We start from the raw sequence: 19515 nt of genomic DNA, 5'->3' as shown, positions 1-19515 counted from the left end.
GTCGGGAGCGGGTTGGCGCTGGCCACGGCGAGCGCGGTTTCGCGCAGCCGCAACGGATCGGGCTCGCCGCCGCCATAGCGCGCCGACATCGCGGTGCCGCTGCCCCAGAAACCGCGCCAGCGGAAAAACAGGTGCGGGCCGACCTGCGCCACCTTGTCGAGCCGTTCGCTCCACCAGGGATAGACGTAGTCGGCATGGAAATGGGTCGAATTGCCGACCGGCGCATGGATCGCCCCTGCCAACATGTCTTCGGCCCTATTACGGGCCAAACGCCATGCCGCATCGGAATAGCGCCGTGCGAGCGAGCCGTCGCAAGTGAAGCTGAACTGGCAGCCTGTGGGCCGCTGCGAGCCCTCGAACACCACCCCGCATACGGTATTGGCGAAGGCAGGGTGACGCACGCGGTTGAGCACGACCTGCATCACCGCGCGCTGGTCGGCGTCGCTGCCACCGGCTTCGGCCATGCCCGCCAGCGCCAGACAGTCGCGCGCGCGGTTGCGGTCGGTCTCATCGCCGCGAATGGTGAACGGCCTCGCCGTGCCGGGGCCGATCGCCGCGAATGCCACTGCGGCATTGCGCGCCCGGGCATCGTCGGCGACCAGTTCGGACACGACTATGGTATCGTCACCGCTTGCAGGCAGGTCGGGCAGCGGAGGCGCCGTCACCGCGGTCGCGGAGGTGGATGGATGATCGCGCGTTGTGGGCATCCCGCCGAACAGGCCCAGCAAAACGAATGGCAGCAGCACCAGACCTGCCAGCGCCAGAAAGGGCGCCGGATCGTGTCCGGATTGCGCTAAGGGAGCGGGATCGTCCATCCCCGATATCTAGGCTGGAAATCGCCGCTCGCCAGTCTTTTGCGGACTGCTAGCGACACTAGCGCGCAGCTTACGCGGCTTTCGCCAAATCCATGTCCATCCGGTCCCAGATCTCGACCAGTGCCTCGACCAGTCCGTCCATCATTTCCGCCGTATGTGCGGGTCCGGGAGTGAAGCGCAGGCGCTCGGTGCCGCGCGGCACGGTGGGGAAGTTGATCGGCTGGACGTAGACGCCATACTCCGCGAGCAATATGTCGCTGATCTTCTTGGCGTGGACGGGATCGCCGACCATCAGCGGCACGATGTGGGTGACGCTGTCCATCACCGGCAGGCCGGCATCGCGCATCTTCCGCTTGAGCAGTTCGGCGGCGGCCTGCTGACCCTCGCGTTCCTCGCTGCTTTCCTTCAGATGCCGCACCGCCGCGAGCACGCCTGCGACCAGCGCGGGGCTGAGCGACGTGGTGAAGATGAAGCCGGGCGCATAGCTGCGGATGCAATCGACGATCTTTTTGTCGGCCGCGATATAGCCGCCCATCACGCCGAACGCCTTGCCCAGCGTGCCTTCGATTATGTCGATCCGGTGCGCGGCCTTGTCGCGCTCCGAAATGCCGCCGCCGCGCGGGCCGTACATGCCCACTGCATGGACCTCGTCGATATAGGTCAGCGCGTTGTATTTCTCCGCGAGGTCGCAGATCGCGTGGATCGGGGCGACGTCGCCATCCATCGAATAGACGCTTTCGAAAGCGATCAGCTTGGGCGTCGATTCGTCCTCGGCAGCAAGCAGCTCCTCGAGGTGCTCGAGGTCGTTGTGACGGAAGACGCGCTTCTCGCAGCCCGAATTGCGGATGCCCGCGATCATGCTGGCGTGATTGAGCTCGTCGGAAAAGATCACGCAGCCCGGCAGCAGCTTGGCCACGGTCGACAGCGTCGCATCGTTGGAGACGTATCCGCTGGTGAAGAGCAGTGCGGCGTCCTTGCCGTGGAGGTCCGACAGCTCGGCTTCCAGCTGGACGTGGTAATGCGTGTTGCCGCCGATATTGCGCGTGCCGCCGCTGCCTGCGCCGACATCGTGCAGTGCCTCTTCCATGGCCGCGATGACTTTGGGGTGCTGGCCCATGGCGAGGTAGTCGTTCGAACACCAGACGGTGACCGGCTTCGGACCGTTGTGGCCGGCGAAGCAGCGCGCATTGGGAAAGGCGCCCTTGTTGCGCAGGATGTCGATGAAGACGCGATAGCGGCCTTCCTCGTGCAGCCTGGCAATCGCTTCGTCGAAGATCTGGTCGTAGTTCACTGGCGTTTTCGCCCGTTTCTGCGCCGCCCGTCCGCGGCTGACTGTGCAGGCCCCATTAGTCAAATACGTTGCAAATCGCCACCGCGATCTTTGCGAGCCGTTCGCAAGTCAATCGGCAGGCAAGGGAGCCTCGAATCGGGGCAGCGGATCGCCTCCGTCGCCATGCACGAACTCGCTGCGCAAACTCTCGACGAAGCTTGCGAACTCTTCGCGCACGGCGAGCCACAACGCACGCTCGTCGGGCGCATCGGCGGGGATGGTGTGCAGCAGCACTTCGAGTGCGGCATCGACCAGACCGAGATACCAGCGCGGGGGAATATCCAGCGAGTCGTTGTGGTGGACGATCGCGGTGCCGTGATCGATCCTCGCCGTTGCCGGGTCCTCGACCCAGGTCAGGAGCAGATACAGGCTTTCGGCCACCATGCGGCCCTCGAGCTTGGCCGTCTCGCCCAGCCCGTGATGCTCGAACGAGGCGCGCGCATCGGGGTGGCGGGCGTAGTAGGCGTCGAGCACGGGCCGGGTGATATCGCCGCCGACTTCGGCCAGTCGCTCGAGGCTTGCCTGCGCCAGATCGGAGCGATCGCGGGTCATGGCGGTTCAGAACTTCTCCAGCCGGTCGATGCCGCGCGCGGCAAAGGCTTGTGCGAGCCGCTCGAAATCCGCCAACTCTCCCGTCGTCACCGCGCGATCGCCCGAGCCGCGTTCGAAGCGTTGCCCCTCGGTCAGATGCGCGATCCTTCGCGCGATTCCCTGTGCCCCGTGAACGAAGTCGACGTCCTCGCCGAAGGCTTCGCGCAGCTCGTCCTCGAGCAGCGGGAAATGCGTGCAGGCGAGCACGATGGTGTCGATCTCGCGCCCATGGGCCTGCAGCACGAGGCCCTTGGCGACCTCGGCCACATCGTCGACGCGCACGCATTCGCCGCGCAGCTTGGCCTCGGCCAGCGGGACCAGTTCGTTGGCGCCGTGGCGCAGCAGCCGTTTGCCCACCGCGAAGGCATGCTCGAGATCGTCGACGTATTTCTGTCGCATCGTCGTTTCGGTACCGAGCAGGCCGAAAACCCCGCTCTTGGTCAGCGCGGCGGCGGGCTTGATCGCGGGAACGGTGCCGACGATCGGCGTCTCCAGCACGTCGCGGACCATGCCCAGCGCGATCGTGCTGGCGGTGTTGCAGGCGATGCAGATGAGCCGCGGTTGATAGCGTTCGGCCATCCGCCCGAGCAGACCGGCGACGCGCGCGGCAACCTCCGCCTCGCTCTTCGTGCCATAGGGCAGGCCCGCCATGTCGGCGGCATAGATCACCGGCGCGTCGGGCAGCACCTTGCGCATTTCGTCCAGCACGGTCAGCCCGCCGATACCGGAATCGAACAGCAGGATGGGGGATGTTGCGTCCAAAGCGGATATTCCGTGCGGCCTTTAGCTTGTCGAAGGGCCGTACTTACTTTTACAGCGTAATCAAAGAGGAAGGGCGTGGCCGCGACCGGGCGCCCAGCACCGGAGGTTTTCCGTGGACGCATTCTACGCAGCGCTGCTCGGCTATGTGATCGGATCGATCCCCTTCGGCCTGCTGCTGACCAAGGCGGCGGGCATGGGGGACGTGCGCCAGATCGGCTCGGGCAACATCGGTGCGACCAACGTGCTGCGCACCGGCAACAAGGGGCTCGCCGCTGCCACGCTGCTGCTCGATCTGGCCAAGGGGCTCGCTCCTGTGGTGATCGCGGGGCAGCTCTGGGGCGAGGTCGGACAGGCCTTTGCCGCGGGCGCGGCGGTGCTGGGGCACTGCTTCCCCGTATGGCTGGGGTTCAAGGGCGGCAAGGGCGTGGCGACCAATGCGGGTGTGTCGTTCGGCCTCGCCTGGCCGCTGGGGCTGGCCTATGCCTTCATCTGGCTGAGCGTGCTGGCGATCTTCCGCGTGTCCTCACTCGCAGGGATGGCGGCGGTCGTCGCAGCCGCTGCCGCTGCGCCGTTGTTCGGCTATCCGCAGTTCTTCCCCGTCCTCGCCGCGATCGCATTGCTGATCATCTACCTCCACCGCGCCAATATCGCACGGCTGATGAAGGGCGAAGAGCCCCGGATCGGCGGCGCCAAAGAGTGAGTGGCGCGGCCGGGCCCGCACTGTCGCAGGACGAGGCCTTTGCCCGCATCCGCTTGCTGCGCTCGCCCAATATCGGCCCGGTCAGCTATGCCATGCTGCTGCAGCGCTTCGGTAGCGCCGCCGAGGCGCTGGGCGCGCTGCCCGATCTCGGCAAGCGGGGCGGTCGCCAATATCGCGCCTGCCCCGCCGACAGGATCGAGCGCGAGGTCGAAGCGGTGCGCAAGGCGGGCGCTAAATATCTGTTTCACGACCAGCCCGGCTATCCCGTCCTGCTCGGCCGGATCGATGGCGCGCCGCCGATCCTCACCTGGCGCGGCGACCTGTCGCTGGCATCGAAACCCTGCGTCGCGATGGTCGGCGCGCGCAATGCCAGCGCGGCGGCGGTCAAGCTGGCGCGCGATTTCGCGCAAGGCCTGGCGGAGGCGGGCTTTACCGTGGTCTCGGGTCTGGCGCGCGGAATCGACGGCGCGGCGCACGAAGGCGCATTTCCCGCCACCATCGGCGTGATCGCCAGCGGGATCGACATTGCCTATCCGCCGCAGCATGGCGATCTGCAGGAACGGATTGCCAATGAGGGCCTGCTGCTCGCCGAACAGCCGCCGGGCACCGAACCGCGCGGCAGCCATTTTCCCAGTCGCAACCGCATTATCGCCGGCCTCGCGGGCGGGACGCTGGTGGTGGAGGCGGCGGTCAAATCGGGCAGCCTGATCACTGCGCGCCTTGCGGGCGAGGCGGGGCGTGAGGTCATGGCGATCCCCGGCAGTCCGCTCGAGGCGCGCAGCCACGGCTGCAATCACCTGATCCGCGAAGGCGCGGTGTTGGTGCAGGCGCCCGAAGACGTGGTCGAACTGCTGTCCGGCTTCGACGGCGTGCCGCGCTCGACATTTCGCGAACCGGCGACCCGTTTCGATTTCGAGCCGGGCGAACTGGCAGACGCGGAGCCGGCCGAGCTTGCCGACCTCCTCACCACGGCTCCGGTGGCGGTCGACGAGCTCATCCGCCAGTCGGGCACCAGCCCCAGTGCGGTGCAACTCGCGCTGCTCGAGCTGGAGGTTGCCGGTCGATTGGAACGCCATGCCGGCGGAAAGGTGAGCCTGGCGGGCTGAGTTGGGCAAAGATTGACGCGTACTTGCAAGCGTCGATGTCGATTCTGTCCTATTATCACCCTTTGGCACCGACCGAATCGGTCGTCTCAGTCACCAGTTCGGAAAGCGGGCACCCCCCAACGGCGCTCGCGACGGGCCGCCCCGGTACCTCCTAGTACGGGCGGCCCGTTCCGTTTTGGCGCTTGACGCGGATCGGGAGCGGTCCCCATTTTCGCGCGTATACGCACGTACACACGTAAGGGACTGCAACTACCCCCATGCAACTGGTCATCGTCGAATCGCCCGCGAAGGCGAAAACCATCGAGAAATACCTCGGCAAGGACTTCAAGGTCCTCGCCAGCTACGGCCATGTCCGCGACCTGCCGCCCAAGGACGGCAGCGTGCGGCCCGACGAAGGCTTCGCGATGGATTGGGAACTCTATCGCGACAAGCAGAAGCGCTTCAAGGAAATCGCCGAGAATGCGAAGGCGGCCGACCAGCTGATCCTCGCGACCGACCCCGATCGCGAAGGCGAAGCGATTTCCTGGCACGTGCGCGAGCTGTTGCAGAAGCGCAAGGCGCTGCCCAAGGACGTGAAACGCGTGACCTTCAACGCGATCACCAAGCAGGCGGTGACCGAGGCGATGAAGGCTCCGCGCGAGCTCGACCAGGACCTGATCGACGCCTATCTCGCGCGCCGCGCACTCGACTATCTTTACGGTTTCACCCTCTCGCCGGTGCTGTGGCGCCGCCTGCCGGGCGCGAAGAGCGCTGGGCGCGTGCAATCGGTGGCGCTGCGACTGATCGTCGACCGCGAGATCGAGATCGAGCATTTCCGCGCCGACGAATATTGGTCGGTCATCGCCAAATTGCAGCACGACGGCACCGAGTTCGACGCGCGGCTGGTGCGCTACGACGGGAAGAAGTTGGAAAAGCTCACCCTCGGCAATGAAGGCAGCGCCATGGCCGCCAAGGCCGCGGTCGAGGGCGCAAACTTCACGGTCGAGGAGGTCGAGACCAAGCCGTTCAAGCGCAATCCCGCGCCGCCGTTCACCACCTCCACGCTGCAGCAGGAAGCCGCACGCAAGCTGGGCTTTTCCGCAAGCCACACGATGCGGTGCGCGCAGTCGCTCTACGAGGCGGGCGCGATCACCTACATGCGTACCGATGGCGTGAGCATGGATGGCAGCGCGATTGCCGATTGCCGCAAGGCGGTGGCCGATCGCTATGGCGGCCATGCGCTTCCCGATGCCCCTCGCATGTACAAGTCGAAGGCCAAGAACGCGCAGGAAGCGCATGAGGCGATCCGGCCGACCAATTTCAACCAGGACCGCGCCGTATCGGGCGACGAGGGCAGGCTCTACGACCTGATCTGCAAGCGCGCGATGGCCAGCCAGATGGCCGCCGCCAGCCTCGAGCGGACCAGCGTGACTCTGCGCGATGCCACCGGCCAGCACGAGCTGCGCGCCACCGGCCAGGTGGTGAAGTACCCGGGCTTCCTCGCGGTCTACCAGGAAGGCCGCGACGATGCGGACGATGACGAGGACGGTCTGCTGCCCACGATCGCGAAAGGCGACAGCCCGCTCAAGAAAGGTGTCGATGCCAACCAGCACTTCACGCAGCCGCCGCCGCGCTTTTCCGAAGCCAGCCTGGTCAAAAGGCTCGAGGAACTCGGCATCGGTCGCCCCTCGACCTATGCCAGCACCATCCAGACTTTGCGCGACCGTGCCTATGTGCGCATGGAGAAAAGCCGCTTCCATGCCGAGGAATCGGGCCGCCTGCTGACCGCCTTCCTCGAGCGCTTCTTCCCGCAATATGTCGCCTTCGACTACACTGCCGGGCTCGAGGACGAGCTCGATACCGTCAGCGACGGGCGCGAGGATTGGAAGCAGCTGCTTGAAGCCTTCTGGCGCGACTTCAAGCCCAAGACCGAAGAGGTGATGGAGAAGAAGCCTTCGGAAGTGACCGAAGTGCTCGACGATTTCCTCGCCGATTACCTCTTTCCCGAACGTGCCGACGGCAAGGATCCGCGGCATTGCCCGCTATGCGAAACCGAAGGCCGCGAAGGCGGACGGCTCGCGCTGCGCGGTGGCCGCTACGGTGCCTTCGTCGCCTGCGCCAACTATCCCGAGTGCAAATACACCCGCCAGTTCGCCAAGCCGGGCGGCTCCGATGGCGACGACGGCGCCGATGACGGCGTCATGGGCGAGGATCCGGAAACCGGCCTGCCCGTGGAGCGCAAGAGCGGCCGCTTCGGTCCCTATGTCCAACTGGGCGAGGGCAAGGAAGCCAAGCGCGCGAGCATCCCCAAGGACCTCGACGATTTCGATCTCGAATGGGCGTTGAAGCTCTTGAGCCTGCCGCGCATCGTCGGCGCGCATCCCGAAACCGGCAAGGAAATCGAAGCCGCGATAGGGCGTTACGGGCCATACCTGCGCCATGACGGCAAGTACGGCAAGTTGCAGAGCACGCGCGAGGTCTTCGAGGTCGGCATGAACCGTGCGGTCGACATCCTCGCGCAGGCGGCCAACCGCAAGGGCGGCGGACGCGGCAAGGCCGAACCGATCAAGACGCTGGGCGAACACCCGACCAGCGGCGGCGAGATCAAGGTCATGCCGGGCCGCTATGGCCCCTATGTCACCGACGGCACGACCAATGCCACGATCCCCAAGGATGTGAAGCCCGAGGACGTGACCGAGGCGCAGGCGATCGAACTGATCGATGCCCGTGCGGCAAAGGGACCGGCTAAGAAGAAGCGCAAGGCGCCGGCCAAGAAGAAGGCTCCGGCGAAGAAGAAGCCTGCGGCGAAGAAGACGGCGACGGCCAAGAAAGCCGCGGCGGACTGATGGCCAAGGACCGCTTCGAACGGCACAAGCAACCCTGGACGAGCGAGGAGGCGGGCCAGCTCCGCACCCTCGCCGCCAAGGGGCAGGGTCTCAAACAGATCGCCAAGGCGCTGGGGCGCAGCGAGGAATCGACCAAGAGCTTCGCCAAGCAGAACAAGATCAAGATCGCGAAGAAGCGGTAACCGGCGCCCTTCAGAGCCGCGCGTAACCTGCCACCAGGCTCGCCGCGAGGGCCAGCATGCTTGCAGCCAGTGCCGCTGCGGCGGGGCGTGCCTCGCGCTGGCCATAGACCAACGTCACGCCGAGCTTCACGCTCATATTGGCGAGGATCGTGCCCGCGATGGCCAGCGCGGCGAGGCGCGGCGCGATCGTGGAGGGTTCCAGCCCGCCCGCGGTCACGATGGCCGCATCCACATCCATGCTGCCCATGAGCAGCAGCAGGATGGCGATGCCCTGTTCACCGAATTCGCCCTCTGCCCAGCGGGCGGCCACTGCGGCAAGGGCAACGAAGGCGACGAAGGTCAGGGCGGGCAGCATGGCGATGGGGTTGCCGGGCGGTGCCGGTCCGGTCGTTCTGGGGGCCTTGCGGTAGAGCCAGTAGCTCGCCGCGAAGCCCGCGATCAGCGCGGGCGTCACCACGACGACGAAAGGTTCGAGCAGGCTGGTTGCGAGCACCGCGACGAGGATGATGACGCGCAGGTACATGACCGCGCTGGCCAGCGCGATCCCCGCATTCTCCGCGCCGCCGCCCATGCCCGAGCCGAGGCGCTGGGCGAAGGAATGGGTGACGGCAGTCGAACTGTAGGCCCCGCCGATCACCGCGGTGGCGATCGTCCCTCGGCGCGCGCCGAATATGCGGTTGGCGACATAGCCGACGAAGGAAAAGCCGGTGACGATGACGACCACCAGCCACAAGACGCGCGGCTCCCACGCGTCGTAGGGGCCGTAGCGGCCTTCGGGCAGGGAAGGCAGCACCGCCAGCGCGATGACCGCATAGCGGGCGAAGGCCTTGATGTCGTCCTCGTCGAGAGCGCCGACCCAGCGATGGGCCTCGCCGCGCAGCGCGAGGATCAGCGTGGCCACCGCCGCGCCCGCGACGGCTAGCGCCTCTTCGCCGATCCCCGCGAGGAACCCCAGCCCGAGCGTCACCATGGCGGCCACCGCGCTGGTCGCATCGGGTCTGCCGGTGTCGAGGATCGAACGCGAGTACCCGATCGCCACCAACGCTGCGGCGATTGCGACAACGATACCCGAAACGATAGCGTATCCTTGCAGGCCGATGATGCCTGCGAGTCCCGCTGTCATGCCGAGCAGGATGAAAGTCCTTATGCCGGCAACCCGCATCCCCGACGTTTCACCGCGCAGCTTCCAGCCCCGCTCGATCCCGATCAGCAGCCCCACCGCGAGCGCTGCGGTCAGTTGGGGCAGAAAACGGGACGCAAGCATCTCCAGCGGGAAATCTCCTAGCTCAGCTCTTCCAGTCGAGCCCCATTTCCTCGAACATTTCCTTGTCCTCGCTCCAGCGTTCGTCGGTCTTGACGTGGAGGAAGAGGTGGACCTTCTGTCCTAGCAGTTCGGAGAGCTCCTCGCGCGCGGCCTGGCCGATCGCCTTGATCCGGCTGCCGCCCTTGCCCAGCACGATGGCGCGCTGGTTGTCGCGCATGACAACGATCTGCTGGTGGATTTCCACGCTGCCGTCGGGCCGCTGGATGTATTTCTCCGGCCGTACTGCGGAATCGTAGGGCAGTTCCTCGTGCAGCTGCTTGTAGAGCTGTTCGCGCGTGATCTCGGTGGCGAGCAGGCGTTCGCTGGCATCGCTCACCTGGTCCTCGGGATACATCCACGGACCCTCGGGCATCATCGCGGCAAGCGCATCCTTCATCTCGGGCACGCCGTCACCGGTCAGTGCGGAGACGAAATAGACTTCCTCGAACTGGGCCTTGCCGGTCAGCTCCTGCGCCAATGCGAGCAGCGGCTCCTTCTTCGCGACATCGACCTTGTTGAGCACCAGGATCTTGCGTTCCGGCCGCTGGGCGACCTGCTCGATCAGCGGCTCGAGCTCGTGGCGGCGCTGCTTGACCGGATCGACCAGCAGAAGCACCGCGTCGGCGGCCTCGGCGCCTTCCCAGGCCGCGCTCACCATCGCACGGTCGAGCCTCCGCTTGGGCGCGAAAATGCCCGGCGTGTCGACCAGGATCATCTGCGTGTCGGCATCGTCGCTCTTGTGCAGCGCAATGCCCATCATCCGCGCGCGCGTCGTCTGCGCCTTGGCGCTGGTGATCGCGACCTTCTGGCCGACCAGCTGGTTGACCAGCGTGCTCTTGCCCGCATTGGGCGCGCCGAGGACGGCGACGACGCCGCATTTGGTTTGCGTAGTGCTCACCCGAATTTCTCCATGAATTCCCGTGCAGCCTGCTTTTCGGCTTCCTGCTTGCTGTTCGCGGTGCCTTTCGCCTCGCCGACCTTGTGGACCTTTACCCGCACGGTGAAGCGCGCCGCATGGTCGGGACCCGAGCGCTCGACCAGCTCGTATTCGGGTGGCTTGCGCTGATTGCCCGCGGCCCATTCCTGCAACGCGCTCTTGGGATGCTTCGACTTGCCCGCACCGCTTTCGAGCGCCGGCCGCCATAGCAGGTGGACCAGCTTGCGTGAGGCATCGAAGCCATTGTCGAGGAATTCCGCGCCCAGCAAGGCTTCCATCACATCGCCGAGTATGTTGTCGCTGTCGCGCCCGCCATCGCTGCTCGCCTGCCTGGAAATGCGCACATGCGGGGGCAGGCCGATGCCGCGTGCGATTTGCGCGCACATCTGGCGGCTGACGATGGCATTGAGGCGTTGGGCGAGCTTGCCTTCGGGGGCACCGCTCTGGGCATAGAGCCAGTCGGCGATCGACAGGCCCAGCACGCGATCGCCGAGGAATTCGAGCCGCTCGTAATCCTGCCTCTCTCCCATGCTGCCATGGGTCAGCGCGGCGAACCAGCGCGCCTCGTCCCTAACCGTGAAACCGTTCTCGGCGAGCCATTCGCGCGTTTCGGGGGCGAGGGCGCTCATATGTCGCTGCCGATCCGGTCCCAGCGCGCGGCGGTGAACCAGGTCCAGGGCAGCAGCCACTGCGCGCTTCCATCGGTCGACCACAGGACGCGGCTGGCGCGGCCGACCAGCAGATCCGCATCGACCAGCCCCACGCCGCCATCGGGCACGGCGGGGAACCGGCTGTCGAGCGAATTGTCGCGATTGTCGCCCATCACGAACAGCTGGCCGGACGGGATGACGATCGGGTCGATATCGTCGGGATCGACGCGGATGGGAACGCCGCGCGAATCGGTGGCGATCCCGCCCATGCCGTCGGTCAGCAGGCGCGGGCCGACCGGGCCGAAATCGACGGTCATGTAGCTCTTGCCGGAAGGCAGCGTTTCGCGAAACTGGCGGTAGCGGCAGGTCGTGCCATCGACCACCACGCCGCCGTCGCGGCGACAGCTCGTATTCGCGCTCATCGGAATGTCGGCATAGCCCGCCGCTTCCTTCGGCAGCGGTTCGCCGTTGAGGATCACCACACCGTTGCGCACGGCCACCGTGTCGCCGGGCAGGCCGATCACGCGCTTGACGTAATCGGTGCCGGTCACCGGGTGCTTGAAGATCGCGACGTCTCCGCGCTCGGGCAGGTCGGCTAGAATGCGGCCCTCCCACAGCGGAACCTCGCCCGGCAGCGACAGTTTCGAATAGCCGTAGGGCCATTTCGCCGCGACCAGATAATCGCCGTTGCGCAGGTTCGGCAGCATCGATTCGCTCGGAATGGTGAAGGGCGAGAAGATAAAGCTGCGGAAAATGAGCACGGCGATCACCAGCTTGGCGACGAACCACAGGAAGCTGCCGAGCGTTTCCTTCTGCTCGGGCTTCGCTGTTGCTTCATCGGGCGAATTGGTATCCAGCGCCTGCTCTGTCATGCGGGGTTCTCAATCATCGCCGAAGTCCCTAGTCGCGCACCTGCGCACACGAAAGGATTTTTGAACGATGACCTCTGCCGCCGCGATCTGGGACAAGCTTGAAAACCTGCCGCGGCCGACGCTGGGCGAGCTGTTCAGCGCGGTTCGCGATGGCGGCGAGGGTACGGACGAGCCGGGCAGGGCGGAGCGCGTCGCGATGCTTTGGGGCCGGATCGAGCTGGGCGAGGGCGCGGAGGATGGCGGCATCCTGTTCGACTGGTCGAAAACGCATCTCGACCGCGGGGTGATCGCGGCGTTCGAGGAACTGGCCGAGGCGATGGATTTTGCCGGCATGCGCGCCAAGCTGTTCGGCGGCGCGGTGGTCAACCCGACCGAGGGGCGCGCTGCCGACCACGCGACGCTGCGCGGCACGGGCGACGAAGCCAAGGTCGAGGAGGCGATGGCGCTGATCGATCGCATGGGCATGCTGGTGGGCGCGATCCATCAGGGCGCGCTGGGCGAGGTGGAGCATCTGATCCATATCGGCATCGGGGGCAGCGCGCTGGGTCCGGCGCTGGGCGTCGATGCGCTATCCCGCGACCTGTCCTACTGCGACGTGCATGTCGTCTCGAACATCGATGGGGTCGCGCTGGAGGAGGCCTTTGCCAAATGCGATCCGGCCAAGACGCTGATCGCGGTCGCCAGCAAGACCTTCACCACAATCGAGACCATGACCAATGCCGAAAGCGCGCTCAAATGGCTGCGCGACAATGGCGTGAGCGACCCCGGCGGCCGCGTGATCGCGCTCACCGCCAATCCCGAAGGCGCGGTCGAATGGGGGGTCGACGAAACGCGCATCCTGCCGTTCCAGGAAAGCGTCGGTGGGCGCTATTCGATCTGGTCCTCGATCGGCTTTCCCATCGCCATGGCGGTGGGGATGGACGATTTCCGCGCCATGCTCGCCGGCGCGAAGGCGGTGGACGAGCATTTCCGCGACACCGACGGGGCGGCCAATCTCGTGCTGCGCGCGGCCTTCGCCGATCTCTACTACACGCGCGTGCGCGGCTGCCAGACGCGCGCGGTCTTCGCTTATGACGAGCGGCTCGGCCTGTTCCCCGACTATCTCCAGCAGCTCGAAATGGAATCGAACGGCAAGCGCGTTACTGCCGACATGCAGCCCGTCGATGGCCCGACCGCGCCGATTACTTGGGGCGGGGTTGGCACCGATGCGCAGCACGCGGTGTTCCAGCTGCTCCACCAGGGCACGCACCTTATCCCCGTGGACTTCATCGCCAGCGTGGCACCGGGCGACGATCTCGACCCCGCGCACCACCGCATCCTGCTGATGAACTGCTTTGCGCAAGGCGCGGCGTTGATGGCGGGCAAGGCGGGGGAAGACCCCGCGCGCAACTATCCCGGCGACCGCCCCTCGGCGACGATCCTGTGCGACGACCTCGACGCCGCCGCGCTGGGCGCGCTGATCGCCTTCCACGAACACCGCACCTTCGCGAATGCCGTGCTGATGGGCATCAATCCCTTCGACCAGTTCGGCGTCGAACTCGGCAAGGCGATGGCGAAAGCGATCGAAAAGGGAGGCGAGGAATTCGACGCCAGCACCGAGGCGCTGGTGAAGGCGGCGGGCCTCGCTTAGCGCTATTCGCTGTCCTTGGACGGGATGACGAGCTTGAAGGTTGTCCCGTCCTCGTCGGACACGACCTCCATCCGTCCGCCATGCGCCGTGGCGATCTGGTCGACGATGAACAGGCCCAGTCCCAGGCCATCGTGATTGCCCTGTTTCGAGCCGCGATCGAAGGGTTGAAACAGAGTCTCGAGGAAATTGGCGGGAATGGGCGTGCCCGAGTTCGTGACCGAGACTTCCAGTTCATCCCGCGTCGTGATTGCCTTCACCATGACCGGGGCATCGTGCCGGCCGTGATGCAGGGCGTTCGAAACAAGATTCGAAAGGAGCTGGGCCAAACGATCGGGATCGCACTCAACCGATGTTTCGATCGCAATCTCGCTGCGGATGTCGCGGTCCGGCCTTGCCGCTTTCGCTTCGACAATGACGGTTTCCAGCTTCCTGTCCAGGTCCGGCGCCGGCTGGAGATCCAGCGAGATACCCGATCCCAGCCTGCCGCGGGCGAAATCCATGACATTGTTGATCAGCTCGATAGAGCGGTCGAGCGTTGAGTCCATGAAGGTGACGATTTCACGATCTTCGGTGCCGAGATTGCCGGAGTCCTTGAGCAGGTCGGTTCCCGCTTTCAGCGCAGCCACGGGGTTTCGAAGATCGTGGCCCAGGACCGCGATGAACTGCTCGCGCAATTCGGCCTCGCGATCGCGCTGTTCGGCTTCGGATTCGGCCCGGATTTTCGCCTCGAGCAGGTTGCGTTCGTATTTCCGGCGGTCTTCCGCGCGGAACAGCGTCAGGCGTGTGAAGAGATGGTTGTCCGATTCGTCCCGCTTTTCCGATGCATTGGCAATCACGGGTACGAGCCCGCGGTCGCATCTCAAGTCGAGGGCGATCTCGTAAACGAAGCCCTGCAGGCGCAGCAGCGGGGCAAGGTGCGTTTCGTAGGCGATGCGCCCGCCGGTTCCGAGCAAGTCGCGCAGGGGTTTTCCGACCAGATCGTCGGCCGATAGATCGAGCCAGCCGAGCAGGGTTCGGTTGGCCCGCACGATCGTCGAATCGGGGGCGAGCGACAGGTAGCCGCACGGCGCATTCTCGTAGAGGTCGAGGAGATCCTCGGTCGGGTCAGGACCGGACATAGTGCCGGATCGCCTGCGCGACTTCATCCGGTGCGCTCAGGTTGGGGCAGTGCCCGGTCGCCTCCAATTGCACGAACGAGCTGTCGGGTACATTCTCGGCGACATATTTGCCGACCTCTACCGGGGCGATGATATCCTCGCTGCATTGCAGAACCAGCGTGGGGACGGGCACCGCCGACAGATCCGCCCGATTGTCCGAGAAGAAGGTCGCCCGCGCAAAATCGCGCGCGATGTCCGGATCGGTGCTGCAGAAACTGTTGGTCAGCCTTTCGCCCAGCTCGGGGCGGTCGGGATTGCCCATGATCGCCGGTCCCATTGCGGCCGACCAGCCGAGGTGATTGTTGTCGAGGAATTCGAGCAGTTCTTCGATCTGCTTTTCGTCGAAGCCGCCACTATAGTCCCCGTCGTCGATGTAGCGAGGCGAAGGGCCGACCATGATTAGCTGCTTGAAGAGATCGGGCGCCTCGATGGCCGCGAGCGCGCCGATCATCGCACTGACCGAATGGCCGACGAACACCAGATCCGGCGTCTCGATCGATCGCGCAACCTCGACGACATCGCGTGCATAGCCGTCCAGGCTCGCATATTTCGCCTTGTCGTATGCGCTCAGGTCGCTGCGTCCGGCACCGACATGGTCGAAGAGCACGATGCGGAAGGAATCTGCCAACCGGTTGGCGACCGGTTCCCACATGCTCTGGTCGCAGCCGAAGCCGTGGGAGAACAGGAGAGTGGGCGATCCCGAGCCGAAGGTCCGGATATTATTGCGTGATTCAATCATATCGGGGGGACTGCTAGCAGCCCGTTGGTTAATTCCAAACTTCCAAGCAAACCCCCGTACGGCTTGACTTCCTTCATGCCCTGCACCACATGCCGCCCATCGAAGCGCGCTAGCCAGCGTGAAGCGGCGATGACGATACATCCATCGCCCCGGCCGCGCCTCGGTCCATTTTCTACAGACTTCCCTTTTCACGCGGGCGGTTTCAAACCCCGCGACCGCGCCCGGATTCCGCCTATCGGAACCGAGAGCGCGCCGCATATTCGATGCGAGTAACATGACTCAATTTTCAGACCTCGGGCTGTCTCAGCCCGTCCTCCAGGCCCTCGACCTCAAGGGCTACAACACCCCAACGCCGATCCAGGCGCAGGCGATCCCGCCCGTGCTCGAAGGACGCGATCTCATGGGGATCGCCCAGACCGGTACCGGCAAAACCGCCGCCTTCATGCTCCCGAGCATCGACCGGCTGCGCGAGGCGGACCGGCAGACGCCGTTCAAATCCTGCCGCATGTTGGTGCTCGCGCCGACGCGCGAACTCGCCGGACAGATCGCCCAGAGCGCCAAGGATTACGGCGCGCTCGCCGGCCTCAAAGTGCATTCGATCGTCGGCGGCACTTCGGTCAACAAGGACCGCAACAAGCTGCACCGCGGCACAGATATCCTCGTAGCCACGCCCGGCCGCCTGCTCGACCTGATCGACCAGAAGGCGTTCAAGCTCGACGGCGTCGAAGTGCTGGTCCTCGACGAGGCCGACCAGATGCTCGACCTCGGCTTTATCCACGCGCTGCGCCGGATCAGCCAGCTCGTGCCCGACGACCGCCAGACGCTGTTCTTCAGCGCGACCATGCCCAAGCAGATCCAGGAACTCGTCGGCAAGTATTGCCGCAACCCGGTCAAGGTCTCGGTCACGCCCGAAAGCACCACCGCCGAACGGATCGACCAGTATCTGTTCATGGTCCAGCAGGACGAGAAGCAGACGCTGCTCGAGCTGATCCTGTCCGAGCGCCACGACGTGCCCGGCACGTTCGAGCGCGTGCTGATCTTCGCGCGGACCAAGCATGGCTGCGACCGGATCGTGAAGAAGTTGGCGCAGAAGGGCATCCCGGCCAACGCCATCCACGGCAACAAGTCGCAACCGCAGCGCGAACGCGCGCTGGGCGAGTTCCGCAGCGCCAAGACCCCGATCCTGATCGCGACCGACGTCGCCGCGCGCGGGATCGACATTCCGGGCGTCAGCCACGTGCTCAATTACGAGCTTCCCAACGTGCCCGAACAATACGTCCACCGCATCGGGCGCACTGCGCGCGCGGGCAAGGACGGGATCGCCATCGCCTTCTGCGCCGAGGACGAGCGCGATTACCTCAAGGATATCCGCAAGAAGACCGACGCAGAGTTCGAGCGTCTGCCACTGCCGGAAAATTTCCGCGCGGTGGTCGAGGGCGTCGGGCCGACCAAGCGCGAGCAGAAGCCGCGTCTCGCCAAGCCCAAGGTGCGCCCTACCGGCGGCGCGGCGAAGAAGCCCAAGCCCAAGAACAAACATCCCAACCGCGCCGGCGCGCCCAGGCGCGACGGTGCACCCGGCGGCAAGCCGGGCGGCAGCCGCCCCTCGCGCAATCGCAATCGGCGACGCGCGGGGAGGTAATCCGGGCCTGAGGGCAGCGCCCATGTAACTCGCAGCTTGGCAAATGCGTATGGCAGGCCATATCGCACGTCCGCGCAACAGGGAGCTGCCGCATGTCCGCTAGTTACGATTACGACCTTTTCACCATCGGTGCCGGTTCGGGCGGGGTGCGCGCATCGCGTGTGTCCGCCGCGCATGGCGCGAAGGTCGCGATCGCCGAGGAGCACCGGGTCGGCGGGACCTGCGTCATCCGCGGCTGTGTCCCCAAGAAGATGCTCGTCTACGGCGCGCATTTCGCCGAGGACCTGGAAGACTGCAAGCGCTTCGGCTGGGAAGTCGAGGGCAAGAGCTTCAATTGGCACACGCTGCGCGACAACGTGCTGGCCGATGTCGACCGGCTGGAGGGCGCCTATACCGACACGCTGGAGAACCACGACGTCACCGTCTTCAAGGAGCGCGCGGAGATTACCGGCCCGCACGAAATCACGCTGGCGAGCGGCAAGGTCGTCACCGCCGAACGGATCCTGATTGCCACCGGTGCACGCCCGCAGGTGCCGACCTGCAAGGGCGCCGAACACGCCATCACCTCGAACGAGGCCTTTCATCTCGAGAAGCTGCCGAAGAAGATCATCATCGCGGGCGGCGGCTATATCGCCAATGAATTTGCGGGCATCTTCAACGAATTCGGATGCAAGGTTTGCGTGGTCAATCGCGGCGACCAGTTGCTGCGTTCCTATGATGAATCGCTGCGCGAACGCTTGCTGCTGATCTCGATGAAGAAGGGCATCGACTTCAAGTTCAACACGGTGTTCGAATATATCGAGAAGACCGAGGACGGGCGCTTCAAGGTCAAGCTGTCCGATTGCGACGAAGAAGTGGTCGACCAGGTGATGTTCGCCACCGGCCGCAAGCCGAACACCGAAGGGCTCGGCCTGGAAAACGCCGGTGTCGAGCTGGGCGAGAAGGGCGAGATCAAGGTCGACCGTTTCTCCAAGACCAATGTCGACCACATCTATGCCGTCGGTGATGTGACCGACCGCGTGCAGCTGACCCCGGTGGCGATCCGCGAGGGCCAGGCCTTTGCCGATACCGTCTTCGGTGGGCACGATCCGGTCGCGGTCGACCATGGCTGCATTCCCAGCGCGGTATTCAGCCACCCGCCGATCGCCGCGGTCGGCATGACCGAGGGCGAGGCCAAGAACAAGCTCGGCAGCGTCAAGGTCTATCTGTCGGATTTCCGCCCGATGAAGAACGTGCTTGCCGGGCGCGACGAGCGCAGCCTGTTCAAGATGGTCTGCGACGGCGACAGCGGCAAAATCGTCGGCATCCACATGATCGCGCCCGATGCGGCCGAGATGATGCAGGCCGCCGCGATCGCGGTGAAGGCCGGGCTGACCAAGGCCGATTTCGACGCCACCACCGCGATCCATCCGACGATGGCGGAAGAACTGGTGCTGATGCGGTAGGGGCGGGTTGGCGATGCCGGAGGCCGGCTGACCGTTAGCGACTCGATTGCGGTCACTCTGATCGCGATCGACGGCCATCGATTGCCGACGTAATCATGCGACTATATGCTAGGTGGATGGACGCTATCGATGTCGCTTTCGTGCTTTTTCCCAAGGTAACTCAGCTCGATTTGACCGGGCCGGTTCAGGTGCTTTCTCGGCTCGGCAATGTCAGAATTCACCTTGTCTCTAGTTCAATGGATCCGGTGATGACTGACGCCGGTTTCTCGATCAATCCGACCTGCACATACAGCGAATGTCCACAACCGAATGTAGTATGCGTTCCAGGCGGTGCGGGGGCCGACGACGCAATGCTCGATGCAGTCCTGATCGACTGGCTGCGGCGCAGCGCACCCGCAGCGGATTGGATAACCAGCGTCTGCACTGGCTCCCTTGTGCTCGGCGCTGCAGGTCTACTGAAAGGCAAGCGCGCTACCAGCCACTGGCTTTCTCGCGACCTGCTAACGCAGTTTGACGCTATTCCGGTAGCTCAGCGGGTCGTGTTCGACGGCAGGGTCGTCACCGGCGGCGGCGTTACAGCGGGCATCGATTTCGCGCTAACCCTTACTGCCAAGATTCGCGGCGAGGAGCACGCCAAGTTGGTCCAGCTGGCCCTAGAATACGATCCGCAGCCTCCATTCTGTTCGGGCTCGCCGACAGGAGCCGACGTAGAAACGGTCCGGCGCATTCGAGAACTCACGCAAAAGGCGCAGTCTGAAAGATCAGCAAAAGTCGCGGCTGCTGCTGCTACCCTTCATCCGAAAGCGGGCTGGCGGCTCCCCACCCAGTAGAT

The 19515-nt window shown here is 65.2% G+C and carries 18 protein-coding genes and 1 pseudogene; 9 read left to right on the top strand and 10 right to left on the bottom strand.

Annotation, left to right across the window (positions count from 1 at the left end; genetic code table 11):
- Positions 1–182: 182 nt before the first annotated feature.
- Positions 183–422, bottom strand: a pseudogene (locus ACQY4G_RS15265) (cell wall hydrolase); the annotation flags it as partial.
- Here ACQY4G_RS15265 and ACQY4G_RS15260 point away from each other — a divergent pair.
- A complete protein-coding gene (locus tag ACQY4G_RS15260) occupies positions 393–797 on the top strand; it encodes a hypothetical protein (RefSeq protein ID WP_428483110.1) in 405 nt (134 codons plus the stop codon). The pseudogene ACQY4G_RS15265 and the gene ACQY4G_RS15260 sit on opposite strands and share 30 nt — an antisense overlap.
- 88 nt (positions 798–885) lie before the next feature.
- Here the strand turns inward: ACQY4G_RS15260 and hemA are convergent, their stop codons facing one another.
- The 3 genes from hemA to murI all read right to left on the bottom strand — a co-directional run bounded on the left by hemA (position 886) and on the right by murI (position 3498).
- Positions 886–2106, bottom strand: coding sequence for a 5-aminolevulinate synthase (gene hemA, locus ACQY4G_RS15255; protein WP_067691075.1), 1221 nt, complete (start codon positions 2104–2106; stop codon positions 886–888).
- 108 nt (positions 2107–2214) lie between these two features.
- Positions 2215–2697, bottom strand: coding sequence for a hypothetical protein (locus ACQY4G_RS15250; RefSeq protein WP_421992113.1), 483 nt, complete (start codon positions 2695–2697; stop codon positions 2215–2217).
- Between the two features lie 6 nt (positions 2698–2703).
- Positions 2704–3498, bottom strand: coding sequence for a glutamate racemase (gene murI / locus ACQY4G_RS15245; RefSeq protein WP_421992111.1), 795 nt, complete (start codon positions 3496–3498; stop codon positions 2704–2706).
- A 112-nt stretch (positions 3499–3610) separates the two neighbouring features.
- Between murI and plsY the strand changes: the two genes are divergently transcribed.
- From plsY to ACQY4G_RS15225, 4 genes are all read left to right on the top strand, one after another.
- Positions 3611–4198 carry a glycerol-3-phosphate 1-O-acyltransferase PlsY gene (gene plsY / locus ACQY4G_RS15240; RefSeq protein ID WP_291175893.1) on the top strand — a complete coding sequence of 196 codons (588 nt, stop codon included), beginning with the start codon at positions 3611–3613 and terminating at the stop codon, positions 4196–4198.
- A complete protein-coding gene (gene dprA / locus ACQY4G_RS15235; RefSeq protein ID WP_421992109.1) occupies positions 4195–5304 on the top strand; it encodes a DNA-processing protein DprA in 1110 nt (369 codons plus the stop codon). The genes plsY and dprA overlap by 4 nt, the downstream gene beginning before the upstream one ends.
- Before the next feature lie 257 nt (positions 5305–5561).
- Positions 5562–8129, top strand: a complete 2568-nt coding sequence (gene topA, locus ACQY4G_RS15230) for a type I DNA topoisomerase (RefSeq protein ID WP_421992107.1) — start codon at positions 5562–5564, stop codon at positions 8127–8129.
- On the top strand, positions 8129–8311 hold the full coding sequence (locus ACQY4G_RS15225; RefSeq protein WP_421992105.1) for a hypothetical protein: 183 nt from the start codon (positions 8129–8131) through the stop codon (positions 8309–8311). Before topA ends, ACQY4G_RS15225 begins: the two co-directional genes overlap by 1 nt.
- A 10-nt stretch (positions 8312–8321) precedes the next feature.
- Here ACQY4G_RS15225 and ACQY4G_RS15220 read toward each other — a convergent pair whose 3' ends face one another.
- From ACQY4G_RS15220 to lepB, 4 genes are read right to left on the bottom strand one after another with little or no spacing between them, the layout of a single operon-like run.
- On the bottom strand, positions 8322–9575 hold the full coding sequence (locus ACQY4G_RS15220; protein WP_421992103.1) for an MgtC/SapB family protein: 1254 nt from the start codon (positions 9573–9575) through the stop codon (positions 8322–8324).
- Positions 9576–9597: 22 nt separating this feature from the next.
- The gene (gene era, locus ACQY4G_RS15215) at positions 9598–10512 is read right to left on the bottom strand and encodes a GTPase Era (RefSeq protein ID WP_067691050.1); all 915 of its coding nucleotides are present in this window, start codon (positions 10510–10512) and stop codon (positions 9598–9600) included.
- A complete protein-coding gene (rnc, locus tag ACQY4G_RS15210; RefSeq protein WP_291173561.1) occupies positions 10509–11180 on the bottom strand; it encodes a ribonuclease III in 672 nt (223 codons plus the stop codon). Before rnc ends, era begins: the two co-directional genes overlap by 4 nt.
- Positions 11177–12073 carry a signal peptidase I gene (lepB, locus tag ACQY4G_RS15205; protein ID WP_421992101.1) on the bottom strand — a complete coding sequence of 299 codons (897 nt, stop codon included), beginning with the start codon at positions 12071–12073 and terminating at the stop codon, positions 11177–11179. The genes rnc and lepB overlap by 4 nt, the downstream gene beginning before the upstream one ends.
- A 67-nt stretch (positions 12074–12140) precedes the next feature.
- On the opposite strand from lepB, the gene pgi reads away from it, so the two are divergent.
- Complete coding sequence (gene pgi / locus ACQY4G_RS15200; RefSeq protein ID WP_421992099.1) at positions 12141–13703, top strand: glucose-6-phosphate isomerase; 1563 nt, start codon at positions 12141–12143, stop codon at positions 13701–13703.
- 2 nt (positions 13704–13705) lie between these two features.
- Here the strand turns inward: pgi and ACQY4G_RS15195 are convergent, their stop codons facing one another.
- Complete coding sequence (locus ACQY4G_RS15195; RefSeq protein ID WP_421992097.1) at positions 13706–14821, bottom strand: PAS domain-containing sensor histidine kinase; 1116 nt, start codon at positions 14819–14821, stop codon at positions 13706–13708.
- Positions 14808–15599, bottom strand: a complete 792-nt coding sequence (locus ACQY4G_RS15190; protein ID WP_421992095.1) for an alpha/beta fold hydrolase — start codon at positions 15597–15599, stop codon at positions 14808–14810. The genes ACQY4G_RS15195 and ACQY4G_RS15190 overlap by 14 nt, the downstream gene beginning before the upstream one ends.
- A 274-nt stretch (positions 15600–15873) precedes the next feature.
- On the opposite strand from ACQY4G_RS15190, the gene ACQY4G_RS15185 reads away from it, so the two are divergent.
- The 3 genes from ACQY4G_RS15185 (at position 15874) to ACQY4G_RS15175 (ending at position 19513) form a co-directional block, all read left to right on the top strand.
- Positions 15874–17238: a DEAD/DEAH box helicase gene (locus ACQY4G_RS15185; protein WP_421992093.1), complete on the top strand. Its 1365-nt coding sequence runs from the start codon at positions 15874–15876 to the stop codon at positions 17236–17238.
- A gap of 92 nt (positions 17239–17330) precedes the next feature.
- Positions 17331–18683 (top strand): glutathione-disulfide reductase, encoded by a 1353-nt coding sequence (gorA, locus tag ACQY4G_RS15180; RefSeq protein ID WP_421992091.1) that lies wholly within the window; start codon positions 17331–17333, stop codon positions 18681–18683.
- A 116-nt stretch (positions 18684–18799) separates the two neighbouring features.
- Positions 18800–19513 carry a DJ-1/PfpI family protein gene (locus ACQY4G_RS15175; RefSeq protein ID WP_421992089.1) on the top strand — a complete coding sequence of 238 codons (714 nt, stop codon included), beginning with the start codon at positions 18800–18802 and terminating at the stop codon, positions 19511–19513.
- Positions 19514–19515 lie beyond the last annotated feature (2 nt).

The organism is Qipengyuania sp., from assembly GCF_965277845.1.
GTDB lineage: Bacteria > Pseudomonadota > Alphaproteobacteria > Sphingomonadales > Sphingomonadaceae > Qipengyuania.
This window is presented reverse-complemented; position numbering and strand designations above follow the sequence as displayed.

What these genes read in the sequence shown, in the direction of transcription:
- ACQY4G_RS15190 (WP_421992095.1), bottom strand. Translation starts at nt 15,599, where the DNA reads ATGATTGAATCACGCAATAATATCCGGACCTTCGGCTCGGGATCGCCC.
- ACQY4G_RS15250 (WP_421992113.1), bottom strand. Translation starts at nt 2,697, where the DNA reads ATGACCCGCGATCGCTCCGATCTGGCGCAGGCAAGCCTCGAGCGACTG.
- ACQY4G_RS15195 (WP_421992097.1), bottom strand. Translation starts at nt 14,821, where the DNA reads ATGTCCGGTCCTGACCCGACCGAGGATCTCCTCGACCTCTACGAGAAT.
- topA (WP_421992107.1), top strand. Translation starts at nt 5,562, where the DNA reads ATGCAACTGGTCATCGTCGAATCGCCCGCGAAGGCGAAAACCATCGAG.
- ACQY4G_RS15185 (WP_421992093.1), top strand. Translation starts at nt 15,874, where the DNA reads ATGACTCAATTTTCAGACCTCGGGCTGTCTCAGCCCGTCCTCCAGGCC.
- pgi (WP_421992099.1), top strand. Translation starts at nt 12,141, where the DNA reads ATGACCTCTGCCGCCGCGATCTGGGACAAGCTTGAAAACCTGCCGCGG.
- gorA (WP_421992091.1), top strand. Translation starts at nt 17,331, where the DNA reads ATGTCCGCTAGTTACGATTACGACCTTTTCACCATCGGTGCCGGTTCG.
- ACQY4G_RS15225 (WP_421992105.1), top strand. Translation starts at nt 8,129, where the DNA reads ATGGCCAAGGACCGCTTCGAACGGCACAAGCAACCCTGGACGAGCGAG.
- lepB (WP_421992101.1), bottom strand. Translation starts at nt 12,073, where the DNA reads ATGACAGAGCAGGCGCTGGATACCAATTCGCCCGATGAAGCAACAGCG.
- rnc (WP_291173561.1), bottom strand. Translation starts at nt 11,180, where the DNA reads ATGAGCGCCCTCGCCCCCGAAACGCGCGAATGGCTCGCCGAGAACGGT.
- ACQY4G_RS15220 (WP_421992103.1), bottom strand. Translation starts at nt 9,575, where the DNA reads ATGCTTGCGTCCCGTTTTCTGCCCCAACTGACCGCAGCGCTCGCGGTG.
- ACQY4G_RS15175 (WP_421992089.1), top strand. Translation starts at nt 18,800, where the DNA reads ATGGACGCTATCGATGTCGCTTTCGTGCTTTTTCCCAAGGTAACTCAG.